The 20,153-nt window shown below is 36.4% G+C and carries 18 protein-coding genes and 1 pseudogene; 16 read left to right on the forward strand and 3 right to left on the reverse strand.

Going from position 1 to position 20,153, the window contains the following annotated elements:
* The first annotated feature begins 48 nt into the window (after positions 1 to 48).
* From AB3I20_RS07800 to AB3I20_RS07840, 9 genes and pseudogenes are all read left to right on the forward strand, one after another.
* Positions 49 to 1,074 (forward strand): hypothetical protein, encoded by a 1,026-nt coding sequence (locus AB3I20_RS07800; RefSeq protein ID WP_000234705.1) that lies wholly within the window; start codon positions 49 to 51, stop codon positions 1,072 to 1,074.
* Positions 1,075 to 1,144: 70 nt separating this feature from the next.
* On the forward strand, positions 1,145 to 1,540 hold the full coding sequence (locus tag AB3I20_RS07805) for a conjugal transfer protein (protein WP_000723886.1): 396 nt from the start codon (positions 1,145 to 1,147) through the stop codon (positions 1,538 to 1,540).
* Positions 1,524 to 3,977, forward strand: a complete 2,454-nt coding sequence (locus AB3I20_RS07810) for an ATP-binding protein (RefSeq protein WP_000941001.1) — start codon at positions 1,524 to 1,526, stop codon at positions 3,975 to 3,977. Before AB3I20_RS07805 ends, AB3I20_RS07810 begins: the two co-directional genes overlap by 17 nt.
* Positions 3,974 to 6,001, forward strand: a complete 2,028-nt coding sequence (locus tag AB3I20_RS07815) for a CD3337/EF1877 family mobilome membrane protein (RefSeq protein ID WP_000192390.1) — start codon at positions 3,974 to 3,976, stop codon at positions 5,999 to 6,001. Before AB3I20_RS07810 ends, AB3I20_RS07815 begins: the two co-directional genes overlap by 4 nt.
* Positions 5,998 to 7,020 (forward strand): bifunctional lytic transglycosylase/C40 family peptidase, encoded by a 1,023-nt coding sequence (locus AB3I20_RS07820; RefSeq protein WP_000768374.1) that lies wholly within the window; start codon positions 5,998 to 6,000, stop codon positions 7,018 to 7,020. The genes AB3I20_RS07815 and AB3I20_RS07820 overlap by 4 nt, the downstream gene beginning before the upstream one ends.
* Positions 7,021 to 7,036: 16 nt before the next feature.
* On the forward strand, positions 7,037 to 7,966 hold the full coding sequence (locus AB3I20_RS07825) for a conjugal transfer protein (RefSeq protein WP_000584387.1): 930 nt from the start codon (positions 7,037 to 7,039) through the stop codon (positions 7,964 to 7,966).
* Between the two features lie 313 nt (positions 7,967 to 8,279).
* Positions 8,280 to 8,327, forward strand: a pseudogene (locus tag AB3I20_RS07830) (hypothetical protein); the annotation flags it as partial.
* A gap of 15 nt (positions 8,328 to 8,342) precedes the next feature.
* The gene (gene tet(M) / locus AB3I20_RS07835) at positions 8,343 to 10,262 is read left to right on the forward strand and encodes a tetracycline resistance ribosomal protection protein Tet(M) (RefSeq protein WP_000691737.1); all 1,920 of its coding nucleotides are present in this window, start codon (positions 8,343 to 8,345) and stop codon (positions 10,260 to 10,262) included.
* 97 nt (positions 10,263 to 10,359) lie between these two features.
* Entirely contained in the window at positions 10,360 to 10,548 is a 189-nt protein-coding gene (locus tag AB3I20_RS07840; protein WP_032506803.1) for a cysteine-rich KTR domain-containing protein, read from the forward strand.
* 57 nt (positions 10,549 to 10,605) lie between these two features.
* Here the strand turns inward: AB3I20_RS07840 and AB3I20_RS07845 are convergent, their stop codons facing one another.
* A complete protein-coding gene (locus tag AB3I20_RS07845) occupies positions 10,606 to 10,959 on the reverse strand; it encodes a helix-turn-helix transcriptional regulator (protein WP_001227349.1) in 354 nt (117 codons plus the stop codon).
* A gap of 531 nt (positions 10,960 to 11,490) precedes the next feature.
* On the opposite strand from AB3I20_RS07845, the gene AB3I20_RS07850 reads away from it, so the two are divergent.
* The 4 genes from AB3I20_RS07850 to AB3I20_RS07865 all read left to right on the forward strand — a co-directional run bounded on the left by AB3I20_RS07850 (position 11,491) and on the right by AB3I20_RS07865 (position 14,056).
* Entirely contained in the window at positions 11,491 to 11,913 is a 423-nt protein-coding gene (locus AB3I20_RS07850) for an RNA polymerase sigma factor (RefSeq protein WP_000804878.1), read from the forward strand.
* Positions 11,910 to 12,140, forward strand: coding sequence for a helix-turn-helix domain-containing protein (locus AB3I20_RS07855; protein ID WP_000845144.1), 231 nt, complete (start codon positions 11,910 to 11,912; stop codon positions 12,138 to 12,140). Before AB3I20_RS07850 ends, AB3I20_RS07855 begins: the two co-directional genes overlap by 4 nt.
* Before the next feature lie 495 nt (positions 12,141 to 12,635).
* Complete coding sequence (locus AB3I20_RS07860; protein ID WP_000633909.1) at positions 12,636 to 12,836, forward strand: DUF3173 domain-containing protein; 201 nt, start codon at positions 12,636 to 12,638, stop codon at positions 12,834 to 12,836.
* Between the two features lie 26 nt (positions 12,837 to 12,862).
* The gene (locus AB3I20_RS07865; protein WP_000237798.1) at positions 12,863 to 14,056 is read left to right on the forward strand and encodes a site-specific integrase; all 1,194 of its coding nucleotides are present in this window, start codon (positions 12,863 to 12,865) and stop codon (positions 14,054 to 14,056) included.
* A 67-nt stretch (positions 14,057 to 14,123) separates the two neighbouring features.
* On the opposite strand, the gene guaA is transcribed toward AB3I20_RS07865, so the two are convergent.
* A complete protein-coding gene (guaA, locus tag AB3I20_RS07870) occupies positions 14,124 to 15,689 on the reverse strand; it encodes a glutamine-hydrolyzing GMP synthase (RefSeq protein WP_270346033.1) in 1,566 nt (521 codons plus the stop codon).
* 57 nt (positions 15,690 to 15,746) lie between these two features.
* Entirely contained in the window at positions 15,747 to 16,670 is a 924-nt protein-coding gene (coaA, locus tag AB3I20_RS07875; protein ID WP_067483584.1) for a type I pantothenate kinase, read from the reverse strand.
* 250 nt (positions 16,671 to 16,920) lie between these two features.
* Here coaA and AB3I20_RS07880 point away from each other — a divergent pair, with 250 nt between their 5' ends.
* The 3 genes from AB3I20_RS07880 (at position 16,921) to AB3I20_RS07890 (ending at position 20,152) form a co-directional block, all read left to right on the forward strand.
* Positions 16,921 to 17,526, forward strand: coding sequence for a class I SAM-dependent methyltransferase (locus tag AB3I20_RS07880; protein ID WP_271026978.1), 606 nt, complete (start codon positions 16,921 to 16,923; stop codon positions 17,524 to 17,526).
* Positions 17,527 to 17,693: 167 nt separating this feature from the next.
* On the forward strand, positions 17,694 to 18,710 hold the full coding sequence (locus AB3I20_RS07885) for a substrate-binding domain-containing protein (RefSeq protein WP_311797957.1): 1,017 nt from the start codon (positions 17,694 to 17,696) through the stop codon (positions 18,708 to 18,710).
* A gap of 140 nt (positions 18,711 to 18,850) precedes the next feature.
* On the forward strand, positions 18,851 to 20,152 hold the full coding sequence (locus AB3I20_RS07890) for a pyrimidine-nucleoside phosphorylase (RefSeq protein ID WP_071868760.1): 1,302 nt from the start codon (positions 18,851 to 18,853) through the stop codon (positions 20,150 to 20,152).
* Position 20,153 lies beyond the last annotated feature (1 nt).

A 20,153-nucleotide genomic window follows, 5' to 3' on the forward strand; every position in this document is an offset into this window, starting at 1 on the left:
TACTGCTATAATAATTTTATACGTTCTGAATTAAGGAGGATTGTTCAATTGGTAATAATAGATGTTTATGGGAAAATAACAAAAATAAAATTGTCAGATAAATTGAAACTATATATATCTAATGTTTCTGATGACTGGAAGGAAAGCATTATAGAAGACATGTTACAAGAAATTCGACAACAAAAAGTTGACATGGCAGATAATTTGAAAAGGTATGGTAAAACATTTCAAACAGAATATTCTATATCTTATTTGAAAGAAATCGTTCACGCCAATGTTGAAGACTATACAAAATATAATTTAGATTCTATTGAGTCATGTCTTCAATGCCTTGTTGATAATATGATATGTCTATTCTTTGACTATGAATATCAGGATATGCCTTTTTTTGATTGGACAAGCAATTGCTTTGATGGTCGTTTTTGTGAAGAGGATTACGCTGAAAAAGTGATGTATTTTAGTAACTTTGTAAATCATGATATACAAAATGGTATTCATATGAACTGCATTTATACAAGTAATATGAATCCTAAAGAGCATACTAGGATATTATCAAATCTAAGTTTTAGAATTGATTCAAACTTTAAAGGGTGCAGGACTACAGACGACTACATTACGGAACTTAAAAAAATGGGCAACCGAATTGATTCTATACTAAAATCGGAAAACGATTATTACAAATTAGATTATATTATGAACGGGATATATAGTGATAATAGTTATAATCAAAATCATTATTTAAAGACTTTTACTTTGTTAGAACTTGTATTATTAAAACCAAATCAGAATACAAATGAAATTGACAAATTACTAATACCTTATCTTGATAAGAAATATGGAGAGGTTTCGAGTGAAGTAGCAAAATTATTAAGACAAATGAGAAATAAAATCGGACATGGTGATTTCAAAGGTTTTAACGAAAAAGCAGAAAAATTCGCTCAAAAATTTATGAAACACTTTCATTTTGACTATACAGAATACAGTAGATTAAATTGGGTATTACTTCATACCTGCTGTCTTTTAGATGATTTACTCAGAATAACTATTTTTCAACAATTAAAAGTCACAAAATAATTATTATTTTATAGAGCAATCACCTATTTTGATTGCTCTTTTTCTATTTTTACGGAAAGGACGTGAAGACATGAAAAAAATAAGAAGTTACACCAGTATTTGGTCAGTAGAAAAAGTGATTTATGCAATTAATGATTTACAACTCCCTTTTCCCATAACCTTTACACAAATGACATGGTTTATCGTTTCTTTGTTTGTCGTTATAATCTTTGGCAGTTTACCACCACTTTCCTTGATTGACGGAGCACTACTCAAATACTTAGGGATTCCCGTTGTCCTCACTTGGTTCATGTGTCAAAAAACCTTTGACGGGAAGAAACCCTATGGATTTTTAAAATCTATTATTACCTATGCTCTACGCCCTAAAATAACCTATGCTGGCAAACAAATACGATTAAATAAAGAAAAAATGAATGAATCAATCACGATTGTAAGGAGTGAACAATTAAATGGCACACCCCATTAAATATATCGAAGATAATCTCGTATTTAATCATGATGGCGAAGTATTTGCTTATTATGAATTAATTCCCTATAATTACAGTTTTTTAAGTTCCGATGAAAAAGTTCAAGTTCATGATAATTTCCGTCAATTGATTGCCCAAAATCGTGATGGTAAGATTCATGCCCTGCAACTAGCAACCGAATCAAGTATTCGAGCGACACAGGAACAATCGAAAAAAGAAATCACTGGACGATTAAAAGAGATAGCTTACGAAAAAATAGATGAACAGACCGAAGCGTTAGTTTCTATGATTGGTGACAATCAAGTGGACTATCGCTTTTTTATTGGTTTTAAACTCTTGCTGAATGAACAGGAAGTATCGGTCAAAAATATTGGCAAAGACATTCAAAAAGCATTTGCGGAATTCTTTCATGGCGTGAATCACAAGTTGATGGGCGATTTTGTTTCTATGCCTATGTCAGAAATCGAACGCTTTTCTAAAATGGAACAGTTATTAGAAAGTAAATTATCCAGACGCTTTCACATTCGCCCATTGGGGAAAGATGATTTTGGGTATATCATTGCCCACCTTTACGGTCAAACAGGGATTCCTTTTGATGACTACGACTACCATTTACCCAAACGATATGAAGATAAAAAAGTGTTGGTAAAGAAATACGATATTATTAAACCCACTCGCTGTTTAATCGAAGAAAAGCAACGCTACTTACGGATGGAACAGGAAGATACTACCACTTATGTGGCGTATTTTACGATTAACAGTATCGTCGGCGAATTGGATTTCCCCAATAGTGAGATTTTTTATTACCAGCAACAACAGTTCACTTTCCCGATTGATACCAGCATGAATGTTGAAATTGTTGCTAATAAAAAAGCTCTGTCTACCGTTCGCAACAAAAAGAAAGAATTGAAAGACTTGGATAGTCACGCATGGGAAAGCGACAATGAAACCAGTACCAATGTGGTGGACGCTTTAGAATCTGTCGACGAATTAGAAACCAACCTAGACCAAACCAAAGAATCCATGTACAAACTAAGCTATGTGGTACGGGTATCGGCAAAAAATCTGGACGAGTTGAAACAACGTTGTGATGAAGTAAAAGATTTTTATGATGATTTGTCTATCAAATTAGTACGACCTTTTGGCGATATGCTAGGCTTGCATAATGAATTTATTCCCTCAAGCAAGCGATATATCAATGACTATATTCAATATGTCACGTCGGATTTTTTGGCTGGTCTTGGTTTCGGAGCTACACAAATGCTTGGTGAAAATTCTGGTATTTACGTCGGTTACAATCTCGATACAGGCAGAAATATTTATCTCCAACCCAGCCTTGCAAGTCAAGGAATTAAAGGCTCTGTGACGAATGCGTTAGCGTCTGCTTTTATTGGTTCATTAGGTGGCGGAAAATCATTCTCTAACAATATGCTGGTCTATTATTCGGTACTCTTTGGCGGACAGGCAATCATTGTAGACCCAAAAGCTGAACGTGGCAAATGGAAAGAAACCTTACCTGATATTGCCCATGAAATCAATATCGTTAATCTCACGAGTGAGAACGACAATAAAGGGTTACTTGACCCTTATGTGATCTTAAAACTCCCGAAAGATTCAGAAAGCCTAGCCATTGATATTCTCACGTTCTTAACAGGCATTTCCAGCCGAGATAGCGAGAAGTTTCCTGTCCTGCGTAAAGCGATTCGGAGTGTCACTCAAAGCGAACAACGAGGGTTGTTATTGGTGATTGATGAATTGCGAAAAGAAGATACACCCATCAGCAATAGTATTGCTGACCATATCGAAAGCTTTGTCGATTATGATTTTGCCCATCTGTTATTCAGTGATGGCAATGTCACCCAATCCATTAGCTTGGAAAAACAACTCAATATTATTCAAGTGGCAGATTTGGTCTTACCCGATTCCAATAGCTCTTTTGAAGAATACACCACCATGGAATTATTAAGTGTGGCAATGCTGATTGTCATTAGTACCTTTGCTTTAGACTTTATCCACTCTGACCGTTCCATTTTTAAAATTGTTGACCTTGATGAAGCTTGGAGTTTTTTACAAGTGGCACAAGGAAAAGCTCTATCTATGCGTTTAGTTCGGGCAGGGCGTGCCATGAATGCAGGGGTCTATTTCGTTACTCAAAACGCCGACGATTTACTAGATGAAAAGATGAAGAATAATATTGGCTTGAAATTCGCCTTTCGTTCCACTGACCTAGTGGAAATCAAAAAGACCTTAGAATTTTTTGGCGTGGACAAGGAAGATGAAAACAATCAGAAACGCTTACGTGAATTAGAAAATGGACAATGTTTAGTTTCAGACATCTATGGTCGTGTAGGGGTTATGCAGTTTCACCCGATTTTTGAAGAGTTGCTTCATGCCTTTGATACCAGACCGCCTGTGCGAAATGAGGGGGAAAAATGACACAAAAACAAAAGAAATTTCTTCACTATAGTTGGATAACGCTCCTTTGTGTGGGCGTTATTTTACTTTTATTAGGCACGCTGGGCAATGCAGTACAAGCAACAGGCTTAGTTGATGAAACCATTGATACAAGCAACGAGTATTCCAAGTATGGTTTAAATCATTATCAGCTTGATTATTATGTGGACAATAGCTGGGGCTGGCTGCCGTGGAATTGGAGTGACGGCATAGGGCAATCAGTGATGTATGGACTGTATGCCATTACCAATTTCATTTGGACGATTTCTCTTTATCTTTCCAACGCCACAGGCTATTTGGTCAAAGAAGCCTACGCCTTGGATTTCATTAGTCAAACGTCTCAAGCGATTGGTGAGAACATGCAGACCATTGCAGGGATTACACCGAATGGCTTTTCCAGTTCGGGTTTTTATGTCGGCTTCCTTCTTCTTTTTATTCTGATTGTTGGAATCTACGTTGCCTATACAGGACTGGTGAAACGAGAAACGACCAAAGCTATACGAGCTGTGTTAAATTTTGTGGTGGTGTTTATTCTATCAGCTTCCTTTATTGCGTATGCTCCCGATTATATTGCGAAAATCAATGATTTTTCCAAAGATGTGAGCACTGCCAGTTTAGATATTGGGACAAAGATTGTCCTTCCCGATACGGATAGTCAAGGCAAAGACAGTGTGGATATGATACGTGATAGCCTATTTTCTGTTCAAGTCAAGCAACCGTGGTTATTACTTCAATATGGCTCAACCGATATAGAAACCTTAGGTGAAGACCGTGTGGAAAAGTTATTGGCTACCAGTCCAGATACAAACAATGGTGAAGATAGAGAAAATGTAGTGATTGAAGAAATTGAAGATCATGACAATACCTATTTAACACTCCCGAAGACCATTTCCCGATTAGGAACGGTCTTCTTTTTGTTTGTATTCAATATTGGTATCTCGATTTTTGTTTTCCTTCTAACAGGAATCATGATTTTTTCGCAAGTGCTATTTATTATTTTCGCTATGTTTTTGCCAATCAGTTTCCTATTAAGTATGTTGCCGAGTTTTGATGGCATGGGCAGGCATGCCATTACCAAGTTATTTAATGTGATTATGACAAGGGCTGGTATTACCTTGATTATTACCGTTGCCTTTAGTATTTCCACTATGCTTTATTCGCTGTCAGCAAGTTCTCCCTTTTTCATGATTATGTTTTTACAAATTGTGACCTTTGCAGGGATTTATTTTAAACTGGGCGATTTAATGAGCCTATTCTCTTTACAAAGCAACGACTCTCAAAACATGGGCAGACAAGTGTTTCGCAGACCTCGTCAAATGATGAATCGACAAACCAGAAGATTTCAACGCAGTATGAGTAAGATTTTTCGTGGAAAAGCAGGGTCAACGAAGCAAAAGACAATGACAACAAAGCAGAATCAAACCAATAAAGCTAACCATACTCGTCAAAATGAACGGACTACACCAAAGAAAGAAACAGCACTTTCCAATGTGAAAAAGCAACAAGGCGGTATCGGGCAACGATTAGGTGAAAAGACAGCCCATGTATTGGACACGAAAAATCGTCTAGTCAATAAAAGAAAGCAGGCTAAACAACAGATACAGGCGACACCAACCCATGTCAAATATGCCCTTCATCAAGGAAAAGAGAATGTCACTCATAATGTAACAGACTTTAAACAATCTATGGCAGATACCAAAGCTCAACGCAAACAACAGCGTATGAACCAGCAGGAGCAAAAACGAAAGAACATTGCTCAAAAGCGTTTGGAGCTGGATAAAGCAAAAGAAAAAAGACGAAAAGAAAACCCATCATCTCCTGTTCAGAATAACCAGCAGCATGTTCGCAAGCGTCAGCAAACCGTCACGCCTGTTTTGTCACAAAACACTAAACGTGAAAATCATCAGCGACCATTGAAAAAAGAGCAAAAACAAAAGACACCACCGAAGCAATTCAATCAGAGGAAGCTAAATAAAAGAACGGATAAGCGAGGACAACAAACATGAAGCTAAAAATAACAGTGATTTGTAGTGTGGTCTTCTCTCTCTTCTTTTTTCTCTTATTATTCCTAGTCATTTTCTTTGCAGATGATACGGACAGTGGCGAAAACAACAAGGATTCTTCTATTTCACAAGGCGGTGTGACCGTTTCACCAGAAGTGTTGGCACACCGTCCGTTGATTGAAAAATATGGTAAGGAATATGGGATTGAAGACTATGTTTCTTATATCTTAGCCATTATGCAAGTGGAATCGGGCGGTACAGCAGAAGATGTTATGCAAAGTTCCGAATCTTTGGGTTTACCGCCCAACAGTTTGAGTACCGAAGAGTCCATCAAACAAGGGGTTAAATATTTCAGTGAATTATTAACCAGTGCAGAACAACAAGGAGTGGATATAGATTCTGTTATCCAATCTTATAATTATGGCGGTGGCTTTTTAAATTATGTGAGGAGTCATGGGAAAAAATATACCTATGAATTAGCCGAACAGTTTTCTAAAGAGAAGTCGGGTGGTCAAAAAGCAGACTATCCCAATCCCATAGCCATACCTGTGAATGGTGGTTGGCGATATAACTATGGAAATCAGTTTTATGTTCAGTTGGTTTCACAATACCTAACCGACACTTCCCCAACAGAATTTGATGATGAAACCGTGCAAGTCATTATGGACGAAGCCTTGAAATACGAAGGGTTTCCCTATGTCTTTGGAGGGGCGTCGCCTACCACCTCTTTTGATTGTAGTGGCTTAATACAATGGGTGTATGACAAAGCTGGCATTTCTCTCCCTCGTGTCGCCCAAGATCAGTATGACGCTACGCAAGAAATCTCTATGGAAGAAGCCCAAGCAGGCGACCTTATCTTCTTTCATTCAACCTATAATGCAGGCACATATGTGACTCATGTGGCGATATATTTAGAGGGAAATCGCTTTTATCATGCAGGCGACCCAATCGGTTATGGCGACTTAAGCAGTCGTTATTGGCAAGACCATCTGATTGGGGCTAGACGTGTTATTCATAACTAAGAAAGGAATGAATCAAATGATTATAAAAATCGAGCGAAAAGAAAAGAAGGAGAAACCAAAGAAATCTAAAAAACCGAGCAAGCAAAGAAAAGTTCCGATGATTAAAGTTGGCACGCATAAGAAATTAACCTTTGTTTTATGGGTTTTATTGATTGGTAGTGTCGGATTTGGAATCTATAAAAATTTTACTGCCATTGACACTCATACTGTCCGTGAAACAGAAATCATTAAACAGCAGATTGTCGATACCAACCAAGTAGAAAGTTTTGTGAAATCCTTTGCGAAAGACTACTTTTCGTGGCAACAATCCCAAGAAGCCATTGATAAACGAAATGAAAAATTGACCCATTATTTGACGGAAGAATTGCAGGTATTAAATGAAGAAATGATTCGTAAGGATATTCCTACTAGTTCTAGTGTGAACGATATACAGGTGTGGCAGGTTTCTCAAGTGAATGAGAACACCTTTGAGGTACTGTTTTCTGTTGAACAAGTTATTACCGAAGACAAAGACAAGGAAACTATATCGTCTAGCTTTCATGTGGTTGTCCATATAGATGAATCAGATAATATGGTTATTATCAAAAATCCGACAATGAGTAAGAAACCTCAAAAATCGGACTACCAACCCAAACAGCTAGAAAGTGACCATACAGTAGATACAGAAACGATGGACGAAATCACTAGCTTTTTAGAAACGTTCTTCCAGCTCTATCCTACCGCCACAGAAAAAGAATTGACTTACTATGTAAGTAATCATGTGTTACCTATGATTAACAAGGAATATGTTTTCGAGGAATTGGTGAATCCTATCTTTACCAGAAAAGATAACCAAGTAATCGTGAATGTCGCTGTGAAATATTTAGATCAAGAAACAAAGGCAACCCAAATCTCGCAATTTGAGTTGATATTAGAAAAACAAGATAATTGGAAGATTGTAAAATAACAAATATTGGTACATGATTACAGATACTTTGTAATCATGTACTCTTTTTGATAAAAAATTGGAGATTCCTTTACAAATATGCTCTTACGTGCTATTATTTAAGTGACTATTTAAAAGGAGTTAATAAATATGCGGCAAGGTATTCTTAAATAAACTGTCAATTTGATAGCGGGAACAAATAATTAGATGTCCTTTTTTAGGAGGGCTTAGTTTTTTGTACCCAGTTTAAGAATACCTTTATCATGTGATTCTAAAGTATCCAGAGAATATCTGTATGCTTTGTATACCTATGGTTATGCATAAAAATCCCAGTGATAAAAGTATTTATCACTGGGATTTTTATGCCCTTTTGGGTTTTTGAATGGAGGAAAATCACATGAAAATTATTAATATTGGAGTTTTAGCTCATGTTGATGCAGGAAAAACTACCTTAACAGAAAGCTTATTATATAACAGTGGAGCGATTACAGAATTAGGAAGCGTGGACAAAGGTACAACGAGGACGGATAATACGCTTTTAGAACGTCAGAGAGGAATTACAATTCAGACAGGAATAACCTCTTTTCAGTGGGAAAATACGAAGGTGAACATCATAGACACGCCAGGACATATGGATTTCTTAGCAGAAGTATATCGTTCATTATCAGTTTTAGATGGGGCAATTCTACTGATTTCTGCAAAAGATGGCGTACAAGCACAAACTCGTATATTATTTCATGCACTTAGGAAAATGGGGATTCCCACAATCTTTTTTATCAATAAGATTGACCAAAATGGAATTGATTTATCAACGGTTTATCAGGATATTAAAGAGAAACTTTCTGCCGAAATTGTAATCAAACAGAAGGTAGAACTGTATCCTAATATGTGTGTGACGAACTTTACCGAATCTGAACAATGGGATACGGTAATAGAGGGAAACGATGACCTTTTAGAGAAATATATGTCCGGTAAATCATTAGAAGCATTGGAACTCGAACAAGAGGAAAGCATAAGATTTCAGAATTGTTCTCTGTTCCCTCTTTATCATGGAAGTGCAAAAAGTAATATAGGGATTGATAACCTTATAGAAGTTATTACTAATAAATTTTATTCATCAACACATCGAGGTCCGTCTGAACTTTGCGGAAATGTTTTCAAAATTGAATATACAAAAAAAAGACAACGTCTTGCATATATACGCCTTTATAGTGGAGTACTACATTTACGAGATTCGGTTAGAGTATCAGAAAAAGAAAAAATAAAAGTTACAGAAATGTATACTTCAATAAATGGTGAATTATGTAAGATTGATAGAGCTTATTCTGGAGAAATTGTTATTTTGCAAAATGAGTTTTTGAAGTTAAATAGTGTTCTTGGAGATACAAAACTATTGCCACAGAGAAAAAAGATTGAAAATCCGCACCCTCTACTACAAACAACTGTTGAACCGAGTAAACCTGAACAGAGAGAAATGTTGCTTGATGCCCTTTTGGAAATCTCAGATAGTGATCCGCTTCTACGATATTACGTGGATTCTACGACACATGAAATTATACTTTCTTTCTTAGGGAAAGTACAAATGGAAGTGATTAGTGCACTGTTGCAAGAAAAGTATCATGTGGAGATAGAACTAAAAGAGCCTACAGTCATTTATATGGAGAGACCGTTAAAAAATGCAGAATATACCATTCACATCGAAGTGCCGCCAAATCCTTTCTGGGCTTCCATTGGTTTATCTGTATCACCGCTTCCGTTGGGAAGTGGAATGCAGTATGAGAGCTCGGTTTCTCTTGGATACTTAAATCAATCATTTCAAAATGCAGTTATGGAAGGGATACGCTATGGTTGCGAACAAGGATTATATGGTTGGAATGTGACGGATTGTAAAATCTGTTTTAAGTACGGTTTATACTATAGCCCTGTTAGTACTCCAGCAGATTTTCGGATGCTTACTCCTATTGTACTGGAGCAAGCCTTTAGAAAAGCTGGAACAGAATTGTTAGAGCCATATCTTAGTTTTAAAGTTTATGCACCACAGGAATATCTTTCACGGGCATATAACGATGCTCCCAAATATTGTGCAAATATCGTAAATACTCAACTGAAAAATAATGAGGTCATTATTATTGGAGAAATTCCTGCTCGATGTATTCAAGATTATCGCAATGATTTAACTTTTTTTACAAATGGGCTTAGTGTTTGTTTAGCAGAGCTAAAAGGATATCAGGTTACCACTGGCGAACCTGTTTGCCAGACCCGTCGTCTAAATAGTCGGATAGATAAAGTAAGATATATGTTCAATAAAATAACTTAGTGCGTTTTATGTTGTTATATAAATATGGTTTCTTATTAAATAAGATGAAATATTCTTTAATATAGATTTGAATTAAAGTGGAAAGGAGGAGATTGTTATTATAAACTACAAGTGGATATTGTGTCCTATTTGTGGAAATAAAACAAGACTACGAATACGAGTGGATACTATACTTAAAAATTTCCCTTTATACTGCCCCAAATGTAAGAACGAAACTTTAATTAATGTTCAAAAAATGAATATAATAACAATCAAAGAGCCAGACGCCAAGACGCAGAGCCGATAATTTGAGAAATGAAACTCTCATCTTATCGGCTCTTTTTGTTTATCTGAATTTTACTGACTAGCCTTCAATATTTCTTGCTTCATTGATACCTTTTGCTAGTGCTTCCATTAAGGATAGTTCTTTGTCTGTAAAGCTATCCATGTATTTTTCTATCTGTAGCCTTCGAGTGCTTTTTATCAAATTATCTGTAGGTAAGAAAAATTCATCAATAGACACATGGAGTAATGATACAAGATCATAAAGCACCTGTGTACTTGGGTGTTGCCCTTTATTTTCTATATTTGTTAAATAACGTGGGTCAATTTCAATGATTGTTCCTACTTGTTCACGGGTGAGACCACGTTTTATTCGAGCCTCTTTAATCGCTAGACCAACGGCTCTAAAATCGTATTTATCTTCTTTTTTACGCATAATAAACCACCTCTATACATTTTACTGTTCCTATCCAAGTGGAAACAGGTATAGAAAAACGTGTTATGTAGTTTGTGAGTTCTTTTAAGAGCGCTATTATGCTTATGAATGTGATAAATCCAATCTCAAATAGAAAGGTCGCTGATTTTATTTACCCATACAACTATATAAAATTTAGTTATGCTGCTAAAAAGTAGATAAAATTGGCGACTGAATGGAGGTCACAGTCGCCATGAAAAAGATACGTCACTATCTAATTCTCTTAATTAGGTTCTTATCAAAAAAACTTACCCACCTACACTAGATAAATATGACCATCAATGTGGTTTTACAAATCGTATAGACAGAACAATTGAAGCACATGAACAGAGAAAACAATCTGTTTATGTGTTTTTTTGGCTACTTCGTGAATATCTTTTAAGATTTTTCTTCACTTATGCAACAAATCCCCCTTTCGTGTCGGGACTTAGTATGAAGGGAGATAAAGAAGTACATGCCACTCCCTTTCACGACAGAAAGGGGGTGAAAAACATGAAACCATCTTCTTTTCAAGAAACCATAGAAAATCAGTTTGACTATATCTGCAAACAAGCCATTGAAGATGAACGGAAAGATTATTTCAAACATCTAAGCAGACTGTCCAAAAAAGAAGTTTCATTTTCTGAAATAGATAACTACCTTGTCACCTCTTTTTCTACGGTTGATACGTATGTCACTGATTTTCAACTATTCACATTGTATGGATTAAGAATCAATGTTGAAAGTGATTTGTTAAGCGAAGCCTTACGCCACCTTCCAGAGAACAAGCGGAACATCATTTTACTTCATTATTTTATGGATATGAGTGATGTGGAAATTGCAGAATTACTAAATGTAAATCGTTCAACAGTTTATCGTCATCGAATAAGTGGACTAGCCATGATTAAAGAATTCATGAAGGAGTGTAAAGAATGAAAACAGCCTATCCAAGGGTTCCCTTCCCCCTCATTGTAAAGGCGACAGATGGCGACGTGGAAGCAATTAATCAGATTGTTAAACATTATCGAGGGTATACCTCAAAACGTTCTTTGCGTCGCATGACAGACGAATATGGCAATTCTCATATGGTTATTGATGAAACCCTACGTGGCAGAATGGAAACAAAACTCATCACCAAGATTTTAGCGTTCGAAATTAAATAATCTCATTTTTTCGTGGAAGCGTGTTGAACCGTTCCACGCTTCCCGATTTGGGAGGTTTGTTATTCCATCAAAGCCTACTGTATGTTCAGTATGTTTTGATAGGCTAACAAGCCAAACGTTCTTTGACAATTGAATAAAGCCAATCGAATACGTTTCGATAAGAAAAGAGCCAACGAACTAACACGCCATGATCTATGAAGATAGCGAGCGATTCATGTTAAAACTTCGTAAACAATCTTTAGCAGGATTGTTGCCATGACTTTCTTATCGTGATAATGATACTCCCGTATAGCCACAGTCCGAGCGTTAGTAGCGTCGCAGACAATGGGTACGGCTACATGAAAATCATGCAGGGGTGAAATGCCCGTGAGCTTTGCTAGAGCTGTTCGATTGCTGGGATATTCTTCTCTTGTCAATGTATTATCATAAAAATATTTGATATAATTATAGGTGAATATTGGAGTTTTCCTAGCCTATAATGGGAAAGGAGTAATAATGATAACGGTCACAAAAAAAGATTTAGTTGAGCTAGGATATGGAACTTCTTTTTCAGCAGACATCATAAAAAAAGCAAAAGAATTGATGATTACAAAAGGGCATACCTACTATCAATCTCGAAAGTTAGATAGAGTCCCTCGTGAAGCTGTTGAAGAAATTCTAGGAATTCGGTTTTCAAATGAAAACAGGTCTGAGTAGTTTTTGCACAGTAAGGAGTAAAAACTATGGTTAAAGACCCAATAAAAAAAGCAAAGAATGGAACCTATTATTTTCGTGCAAATCTAGGTTATGATTCTAAAGGAAAAAAAATTCAAAAATATCGTAGTGGATTCACTACTAAAAAAGAAGCAAGAGAAGAATATTCAAAACTACTACTGATGAAACCAGAAGAATTAAGTGAGAATAAGGATAAAATGACGTTTAATCATTATATCTTTGAAATTTTTCTTCCATGGTATAAGACACAGGTAAAGCTCAGAACATATGAAAATCGCTTACCAACTATTAAGAAACATTTCTCTTATTTTGATAAAATGGCTGTTTCCGATATTGAGCCTATTGATGTGCAAAATTGGCAACTAAAATTATCAAAGAAATGTAAGTCTTCTTATGTGAGAGCTGTTCAAGGACTATTTTCAGTTGCTATGGATCGAGCAATTGTCCTTGGGATAACCACCACAAATCCATCTAAGATTATTGGCAATGTGAAAAAGCAAAAGTCTAAAATTGAATTTTGGACAAAAGAAGAATTTGAAAAAGTAATCTCTCTAATTTATAAAGAAGATTACTATCAACACTTTTTATTTATCTCTCTGTGGTTTTTATTTATGACTGGAATGCGAATTGGTGAAGCTACTGCCATTCAATGGGAAGATATTGATTTTGACTCTGGAGTACTAACCATCAACAAAACACTTTATTACAAGAATCAATCGGATTATAGATTTGTTGAACCAAAAACAAAGGCGAGTGTTCGTCATATTGTATTAGATGAATGTACTCTAAATTATCTATCCGAATGGAAGAAAGCACAACAAAATCTAATTCAGACAGACTTTGTAATGAGCTATAACGGTATTCCTACCCAAAAACATACGCTAGCACATGCTATTGAACGCTATGCTAAGCTGGCTAGTATTCATCGAATCAGAATTCATGGTTTACGGCATTCGCATGCTTCCTTGTTAATCAGTATGGGAGAAAACCCACTCATCATTAAAGACCGTTTAGGACATGAAGATATTGAGACGACTTTAGGAACGTATGGACATCTTTATCCTAACAGTAATTTTGAGGTAGCTAACAAATTAAATGGAGCCATTTCCTTTAAAGAAGCAAAACAAAATTATGATACTTCACCAAAGAATCAATTTACTGTAGACTACTTGCGAAACAAAGAAATGAAAAAAGTGCAATAAAAGTGCAGTAAAAAAATAAGAAGAGCCAGAAACCCTTGATAAACAAGGATTTCTGGCTCTCCTACAACTACTCCCACTCCACAGTTGCAGGTGGCTTAGAAGTAATATCGTACACGATGCGGTTTACGTGTGCGACTTCATTTACGATGCGAACAGAGATTTTTTGCAAGACATCCCAAGGAATACGAGCAAAGTCAGCTGTCATTCCATCAATCGAAGTAACTGCACGGATACCGACTGTGTAATCATACGTACGGCCATCACCCATAACACCAACTGAACGAATGCCAGGTAAGACAGTAAAGTATTGCCAGATGTCACGATCAAGACCAGCTGCTGCGATTTCTTCACGCAAGATAGCATCTGATTCACGAACGATTTCTAATTTGTCTTCGCTGATTTCACCTAAGACACGGATACCAAGACCAGGTCCAGGGAATGGTTGACGCCAAACGATTGAGTCAGGCATTCCAAGTTGAGTTCCTAATTCACGTACTTCGTCTTTGAAGAGTGTATTTAAAGGTTCGATTAATTCGAATTGCATATCTTCAGGTAGTCCACCAACATTATGGTGAGATTTGATTGTTTGAGCTGTTTCAGTACCACTTTCGATAACGTCTGTATAAAGTGTTCCTTGTGCCAAGAAAGAAATACCTTCTTCGCCAGCTAATTTTGTTGCTTCATCATCAAAAACATAAACAAATTCATTACCAATGATTTTGCGCTTTTGTTCAGGATCAGAAACACCTTTTAGTTTGTTTAAGAAACGATCACGTGCATCTACTTTGATGATGTTTAGGCCGAATTTTCCACCTAAGCTTTCCATTACTTGATCTGCTTCATTTTTGCGTAACAAACCATGGTCAACAAAAATTGATGTTAATTGGTCGCCAATCGCTTTTTGTAAAAGGACACCAACAACACTTGAGTCAACTCCGCCAGAAAGGCCAAGCAAGACTTTTTTGTCGCCAACTTGTTCACGGATTTTTTCAACTTGCATATCAATGAAGCTATCCATTGACCAGTTACCTTGGCAATGGCAGACATCGAAGGCAAAGTGACGTAATAATTCGATTCCGTATTCAGAATGACGTACTTCAGCATGGAATTGGATACCATAAAAGTTACGTGTAGTATCTTGAATAGAAGCGATAGGACAGTCTTTGCTTGTACCGACAACTTCAAAACCTTCAGGAACTTTCGTTACTAAGTCGCCATGACTCATCCAAACCGTTTGTTCTTTTGGTGTATCAGTGAATAACACCGCATCATCTGTTGTAACTTCCAATAAGGCTTTTCCGTATTCACGGTTTTTAGCAGGTTCAACTTTCCCACCAAGATTGTACGTAATCAACTGCATTCCGTAACAAATTCCTAATACAGGTATACCTAAATTGAAAATCTCAGGATCAATACTAAAAGCACCTTCGTCATAAACACTGTTTGGTCCACCAGAAAGGATAATTCCTTTTGGATTCATAGCTTTAACTTCTTCTGCAGTAATTCGGTGGCTCAATAATTCAGAAAAGACCCCTAAATCACGGATGCGTCGTGTAATCAATTGATTATACTGGCTACCATAATCTAACACGATAATCTTTTCAACGTTCGTCATATCGGCAACGTTTGTCACATTTATTACCCCTATCCATTTAAATTTATCTCAAAATAGTTTTACTATTTTAAAATGCTAATATTTGCGCATGAAAATCGAATCGATGATATGATTTTCAGTTTTATGGAGAATTATATCTGCTCTACCACGTGTAGGCAAGATATATTCCTCTAAATTTTTCAAATTCACATTTTTCCAGACTTCTTTGGCCATTTGAAAGGCGTCTTCACGATCACCGATTGCAAAACGATAATAATAATTCTCAGGATTTTGAAAAGCTGTGTCTAACAGCGCAGCAAAACGATCGAGATACCATTTTTCAATCAAATCAGGTTCGGCATCAACAAAAACAGAAAAATCAAAAAAGTCACTAACGTAAATTTGTTGGTTAGCTGGGAGTTGTAAGGTATTGATTCCTTCAACGATTAAAATATCTGGTTGCTGGATCACTTCATACTCGTCGGGAATAATATCATAAACATCATGAGAGTAGATAGGAACTTTCAACTCGTCTTTTCCAGACTTCACTTGATTTAAAAAATCAATGAGCATTTCCATGTCATAGCTTTCAGGAAATCCTTTGCGATCCATGATTCCTTTTTCACGCAAGACCTTATTAGGATACAAAAAACCATCAGTCGTAATCAATTGAACGTTTCGTCGTTTTAGCGTACGAGACAAGATTGTTTGCAACAAACGTGCAGTTGTACTTTTTCCAACAGCAACGCTCCCCGCAATTCCAATAATGAAAGGCGACACAGGTACATATTTATGGAGAAAGAGTCCTTTACTTAATGATAAAGATTCAAATTCTTTCATATAAAGATGAATGAGGTGCGTTAAAGGAACATAAATATCTTGAACATCTTGCATCGAGATTCGATCATTCAAGCTTTTGATGCTGTCTAATTCCGCTTGTGTCAGTGGTGCTTGTCCATTACGATAAAATTCTTGCCATTCTTCCCTTGCAATACGATAGTAGTTCATTGGGTCGTTCATAATAGCCTCCTGCGTTCTCTCCCGTCAATGGATTTATTCTAACATAAAATAGTGCTAAACCCTACCTCTTATAAAGGGAATGAGAAGACTTTTTCACGAATTTGAAAACATGGCTTTATCCAATAGGTTCGATTTGCTAAAATCAAAGAAAGAAACGAGTTAAATGAACTGATTTTGAATGGATAGTACTTGTTTGTTTTTGAAGAAAAAGGTAGACTATGTGCAGCATAATAGAAGAAGGATGGAAAAGATGACAGATCATTATTATACAGAGCGTCCCAATGTTGCCCATGACTTTGAGCAATGGTCGTTTGAGTTAAAAGGAAAATTATTTCACTTTGTGACAGATGCCGGGGTATTTTCACGTGAAACGGTAGACTATGGTTCGCGTGTGTTAATCGACGCATTTGATTGGGAAGAAATTCCAGCTGAAGGAAACGTGTTAGATGTTGGCTGTGGTTATGGACCAATTGGGTTAGCCATTGCGTATGCTAGCCAACGTACGATTGAAATGATTGACATTAATTTACGCGCAGTGGAATTAGCACAAGGAAATGCGAAGCGTAATCAACTGGCGAACGTAGACATTCATCAATCAAATATTTACGAAGATGTGCATCAAGAAAAGTACGCAGCGATTATTAGCAATCCGCCTATTCGTGCTGGAAAAAAAGTTGTTCACGAAATTTTGACAGGCGCCTATCCACTTCTAGAAACAGGTGGCACGTTGACAATTGTCATTCAGAAAAAACAGGGCGCACCAAGTGCACAAAAGAAAATGGAAGAAACTTTTGGCAACGCAACAATCGTTACCAAAGACAAAGGTTATTACATTATTAAAAGTGTAAAAGAATAAGTTTGGCCATCAATTTTTATTGCAATAGATATTCGAGTGTGGAATATCTATTGCAATTTTTTTGTTTGCAAAATTATTTTCATTTTAAGAAAGTGCTATCAATTAACTATTTTTTTAGAAAAGGTTTTGTTACACTGATTAAAAGTTCAAGTTGAGGGGGAGAAAAAGTGAAGTTAACAATTAGAGATATTGCTGAGATGGCTGGTGTATCAGTTACAACTGTTTCGCAAATTTTGAATAATAAAGGAAGTCGCTTTAGTGACAAAACTAGAAAAAAAGTTTTGAACATTGTTAATGAACATCATTATAAGCCAGATTATTTTGCTTCAAATGTAATCAACCGTCATTCAAAAACAATTGGAATGATTGTTCCAGATGTAACAGACTTTTTTTTCTCAAAACTAATTGAAGGTGTCGAAAGCTATTTAAATCCACTTGGGTATGTAATTATGTTGTGTAATTCAAGACACAAGCAAGAAAATGAAATCAAATATTTACGTGAATTAGCGCATCGTTCAGTCGATGGGATTTTATTAGCTACACCAAACGTTTTACCAGAGGCTTATGCTTTAGACAGTGGATTTTATAAAAATATGCCGATTATCTTGATTGATCGTGGTTTAAATCGTCGAGATAGTGGCCGCTTAATTGTTAAAGAATATGAGGGAGCGTATCAAGCTGTTTCATTATTTATCAAAGAAGGGCACACAAAAATTGGCATGTTAAAGGAAACAACTGGCTACTATCAACTAGAAGAACGGTTTAATGGCTATCGACATGCACTAAAAGATCATGGAATATCGTTTAATGGGAAATTCGTTGAGCATGGCGAACTAACGGTTCAAGGTGGATATGACGCAACTAAAAAATTATTGGAACACAAAGATATCACAGCGATTTTTTGTGGAAATGATGCAATGGCAATCGGTTGTTATCAAGCTATTCATGAAATGGGTAAAAAAATTCCGGATGATATTTCTGTCATCGGTTTTGATGGATTAAAATTATCTGAGTACATGATTCCACAATTAACGACGGTGCGACAACCTAGTTTTGATATTGGATTTTATGCGGCTCGTTTTCTAATCGATACGATTGAATTCCCTCAACGCAAAGTTCCGAACAAAGTCTTCGAGACAAAATTAATTATTCGTGAGAGCGTAAAAGCATTGACAAATGGCTAAGTGGGCGGTATATTGCTTATGTAAGTGTTTACAAATGCAGGGCAAAGCCTTTTGCATTTTTAGTAAACCAGTTTACTAAAGTGGTTTACCTTTTATAAAAATAATGTATAATACCGAATGAAGGCTAGGAGGATCAAGCGATGCGAATGGTAGATTTGATTGAAAAAAAGAGGGATGGAAAAACCTTAACAAAGAATGAGATTGATTACATAATTACTAATTATACAAACAATCAAATTCCAGATTATCAGCTCAGCGCATTATTGATGGCAATCTTTTATCAAGATATGACTGATGAAGAAATTACAAACATGACTTTAGCAATGGCAAATTCTGGTGATGTGATCGACTTGACTTCATTGAATGGTATTAAAGTAGATAAACATTCTACGGGTGGAGTTGGAGATACAACTACTTTGATCTTAGCACCGTTAGTTGCAAGTGTGGGTGTGACTGTGGCGAAAATGTCAGGACGTGGGCTTGGTTATACTGGCGGAACGTTAGACAAATTAGAAGCAATTCCTGGATTTAAAATTGAACTTTCAGATGAAGAATTCATTCGAATTGTTAATGAAAGTCAAGTTGCTGTTATTGGACAATCAGGGAATTTAGCCCCAGCGGATAAAAAGCTCTACGCTTTACGTGACGTAACGGCGACTGTAGATTCAATTCCTTTAATTGCCAGCTCAATTATGAGTAAGAAAATTGCAGCTGGTGCGGATGCAATTGTTCTAGATGTAACAACTGGTGACGGTGCCTTCATGAAAAACATTGAGGATGCGAGACGCCTCGCAAAAACAATGACAAGTATTGGCAAACTTGCTAATCGTCAAACGATTGCCGTAATTTCTGATATGTCCGAGCCATTAGGTGAGGCAATCGGTAACAGTTTAGAAGTAGTTGAGGCAATTGAAACATTGCAAGGGAATGGTCCAGAAGACTTAATCGAAATGTGTTACGTATTGGGTAGTCAAATGGTTGTTTTAGCTAAGAAAGCTGACTCTGTAGAAGAGGCTCGTGTAATGCTACAAGAAGCGTTAACTTCAGGTAAAGCCTTAGAAAAATTCAAGGAAATGATTCAAAACCAAGGCGGAGATATTCGCGTGGTTGAAAAACCAGAACTGCTTCTGACAGCACGATATCAAGTAGAACTTCCCGCAAAATCTGCTGGGTTAGTTTCTAAAATCGTTGCTAACGAATTGGGTATCGCGGCGATGATGCTGGGTGCCGGTCGTAAAACGAAAGAAGATGCGATTGATCACGCAGTTGGTTTGAAATTGCATAAAAAAATTGGCGATTCAGTACAAGAAGGCGAATCTTTATTAACTATCTATAGTAATACAGAAGATCTTTCTCAAGTTGTCGAATTATTATATCAAAACATTGAAATCAGTGATTCAGCTAAAAAACCAATTTTAGTACACGATATTATTACTGAGTAGG

The sequence above is a fragment of the Enterococcus sp. C50 genome (genome assembly GCF_040887505.1).
In the GTDB taxonomy this organism is placed as follows: domain Bacteria; phylum Bacillota; class Bacilli; order Lactobacillales; family Enterococcaceae; genus Enterococcus_B; species Enterococcus_B thailandicus.

Coding starts and splice junctions, on each gene's coding strand:
- AB3I20_RS07855 (WP_000845144.1), top strand. CDS start 11,910: ATGAAAACAGCCTATCCAAGGGTTCCCTTCCCCCTCATTGTAAAGGCG.
- AB3I20_RS07805 (WP_000723886.1), top strand. CDS start 1,145: ATGAAAAAAATAAGAAGTTACACCAGTATTTGGTCAGTAGAAAAAGTG.
- AB3I20_RS07890 (WP_071868760.1), top strand. CDS start 18,851: ATGCGAATGGTAGATTTGATTGAAAAAAAGAGGGATGGAAAAACCTTA.
- AB3I20_RS07825 (WP_000584387.1), top strand. CDS start 7,037: ATGATTATAAAAATCGAGCGAAAAGAAAAGAAGGAGAAACCAAAGAAA.
- AB3I20_RS07880 (WP_271026978.1), top strand. CDS start 16,921: ATGACAGATCATTATTATACAGAGCGTCCCAATGTTGCCCATGACTTT.
- AB3I20_RS07820 (WP_000768374.1), top strand. CDS start 5,998: ATGAAGCTAAAAATAACAGTGATTTGTAGTGTGGTCTTCTCTCTCTTC.
- coaA (WP_067483584.1), bottom strand. CDS start 16,670: ATGAACGACCCAATGAACTACTATCGTATTGCAAGGGAAGAATGGCAA.
- AB3I20_RS07860 (WP_000633909.1), top strand. CDS start 12,636: ATGATAACGGTCACAAAAAAAGATTTAGTTGAGCTAGGATATGGAACT.
- AB3I20_RS07865 (WP_000237798.1), top strand. CDS start 12,863: ATGGTTAAAGACCCAATAAAAAAAGCAAAGAATGGAACCTATTATTTT.
- AB3I20_RS07815 (WP_000192390.1), top strand. CDS start 3,974: ATGACACAAAAACAAAAGAAATTTCTTCACTATAGTTGGATAACGCTC.
- AB3I20_RS07850 (WP_000804878.1), top strand. CDS start 11,491: ATGAAACCATCTTCTTTTCAAGAAACCATAGAAAATCAGTTTGACTAT.
- AB3I20_RS07810 (WP_000941001.1), top strand. CDS start 1,524: ATGGCACACCCCATTAAATATATCGAAGATAATCTCGTATTTAATCAT.
- AB3I20_RS07845 (WP_001227349.1), bottom strand. CDS start 10,959: ATGCGTAAAAAAGAAGATAAATACGATTTTAGAGCCGTTGGTCTAGCG.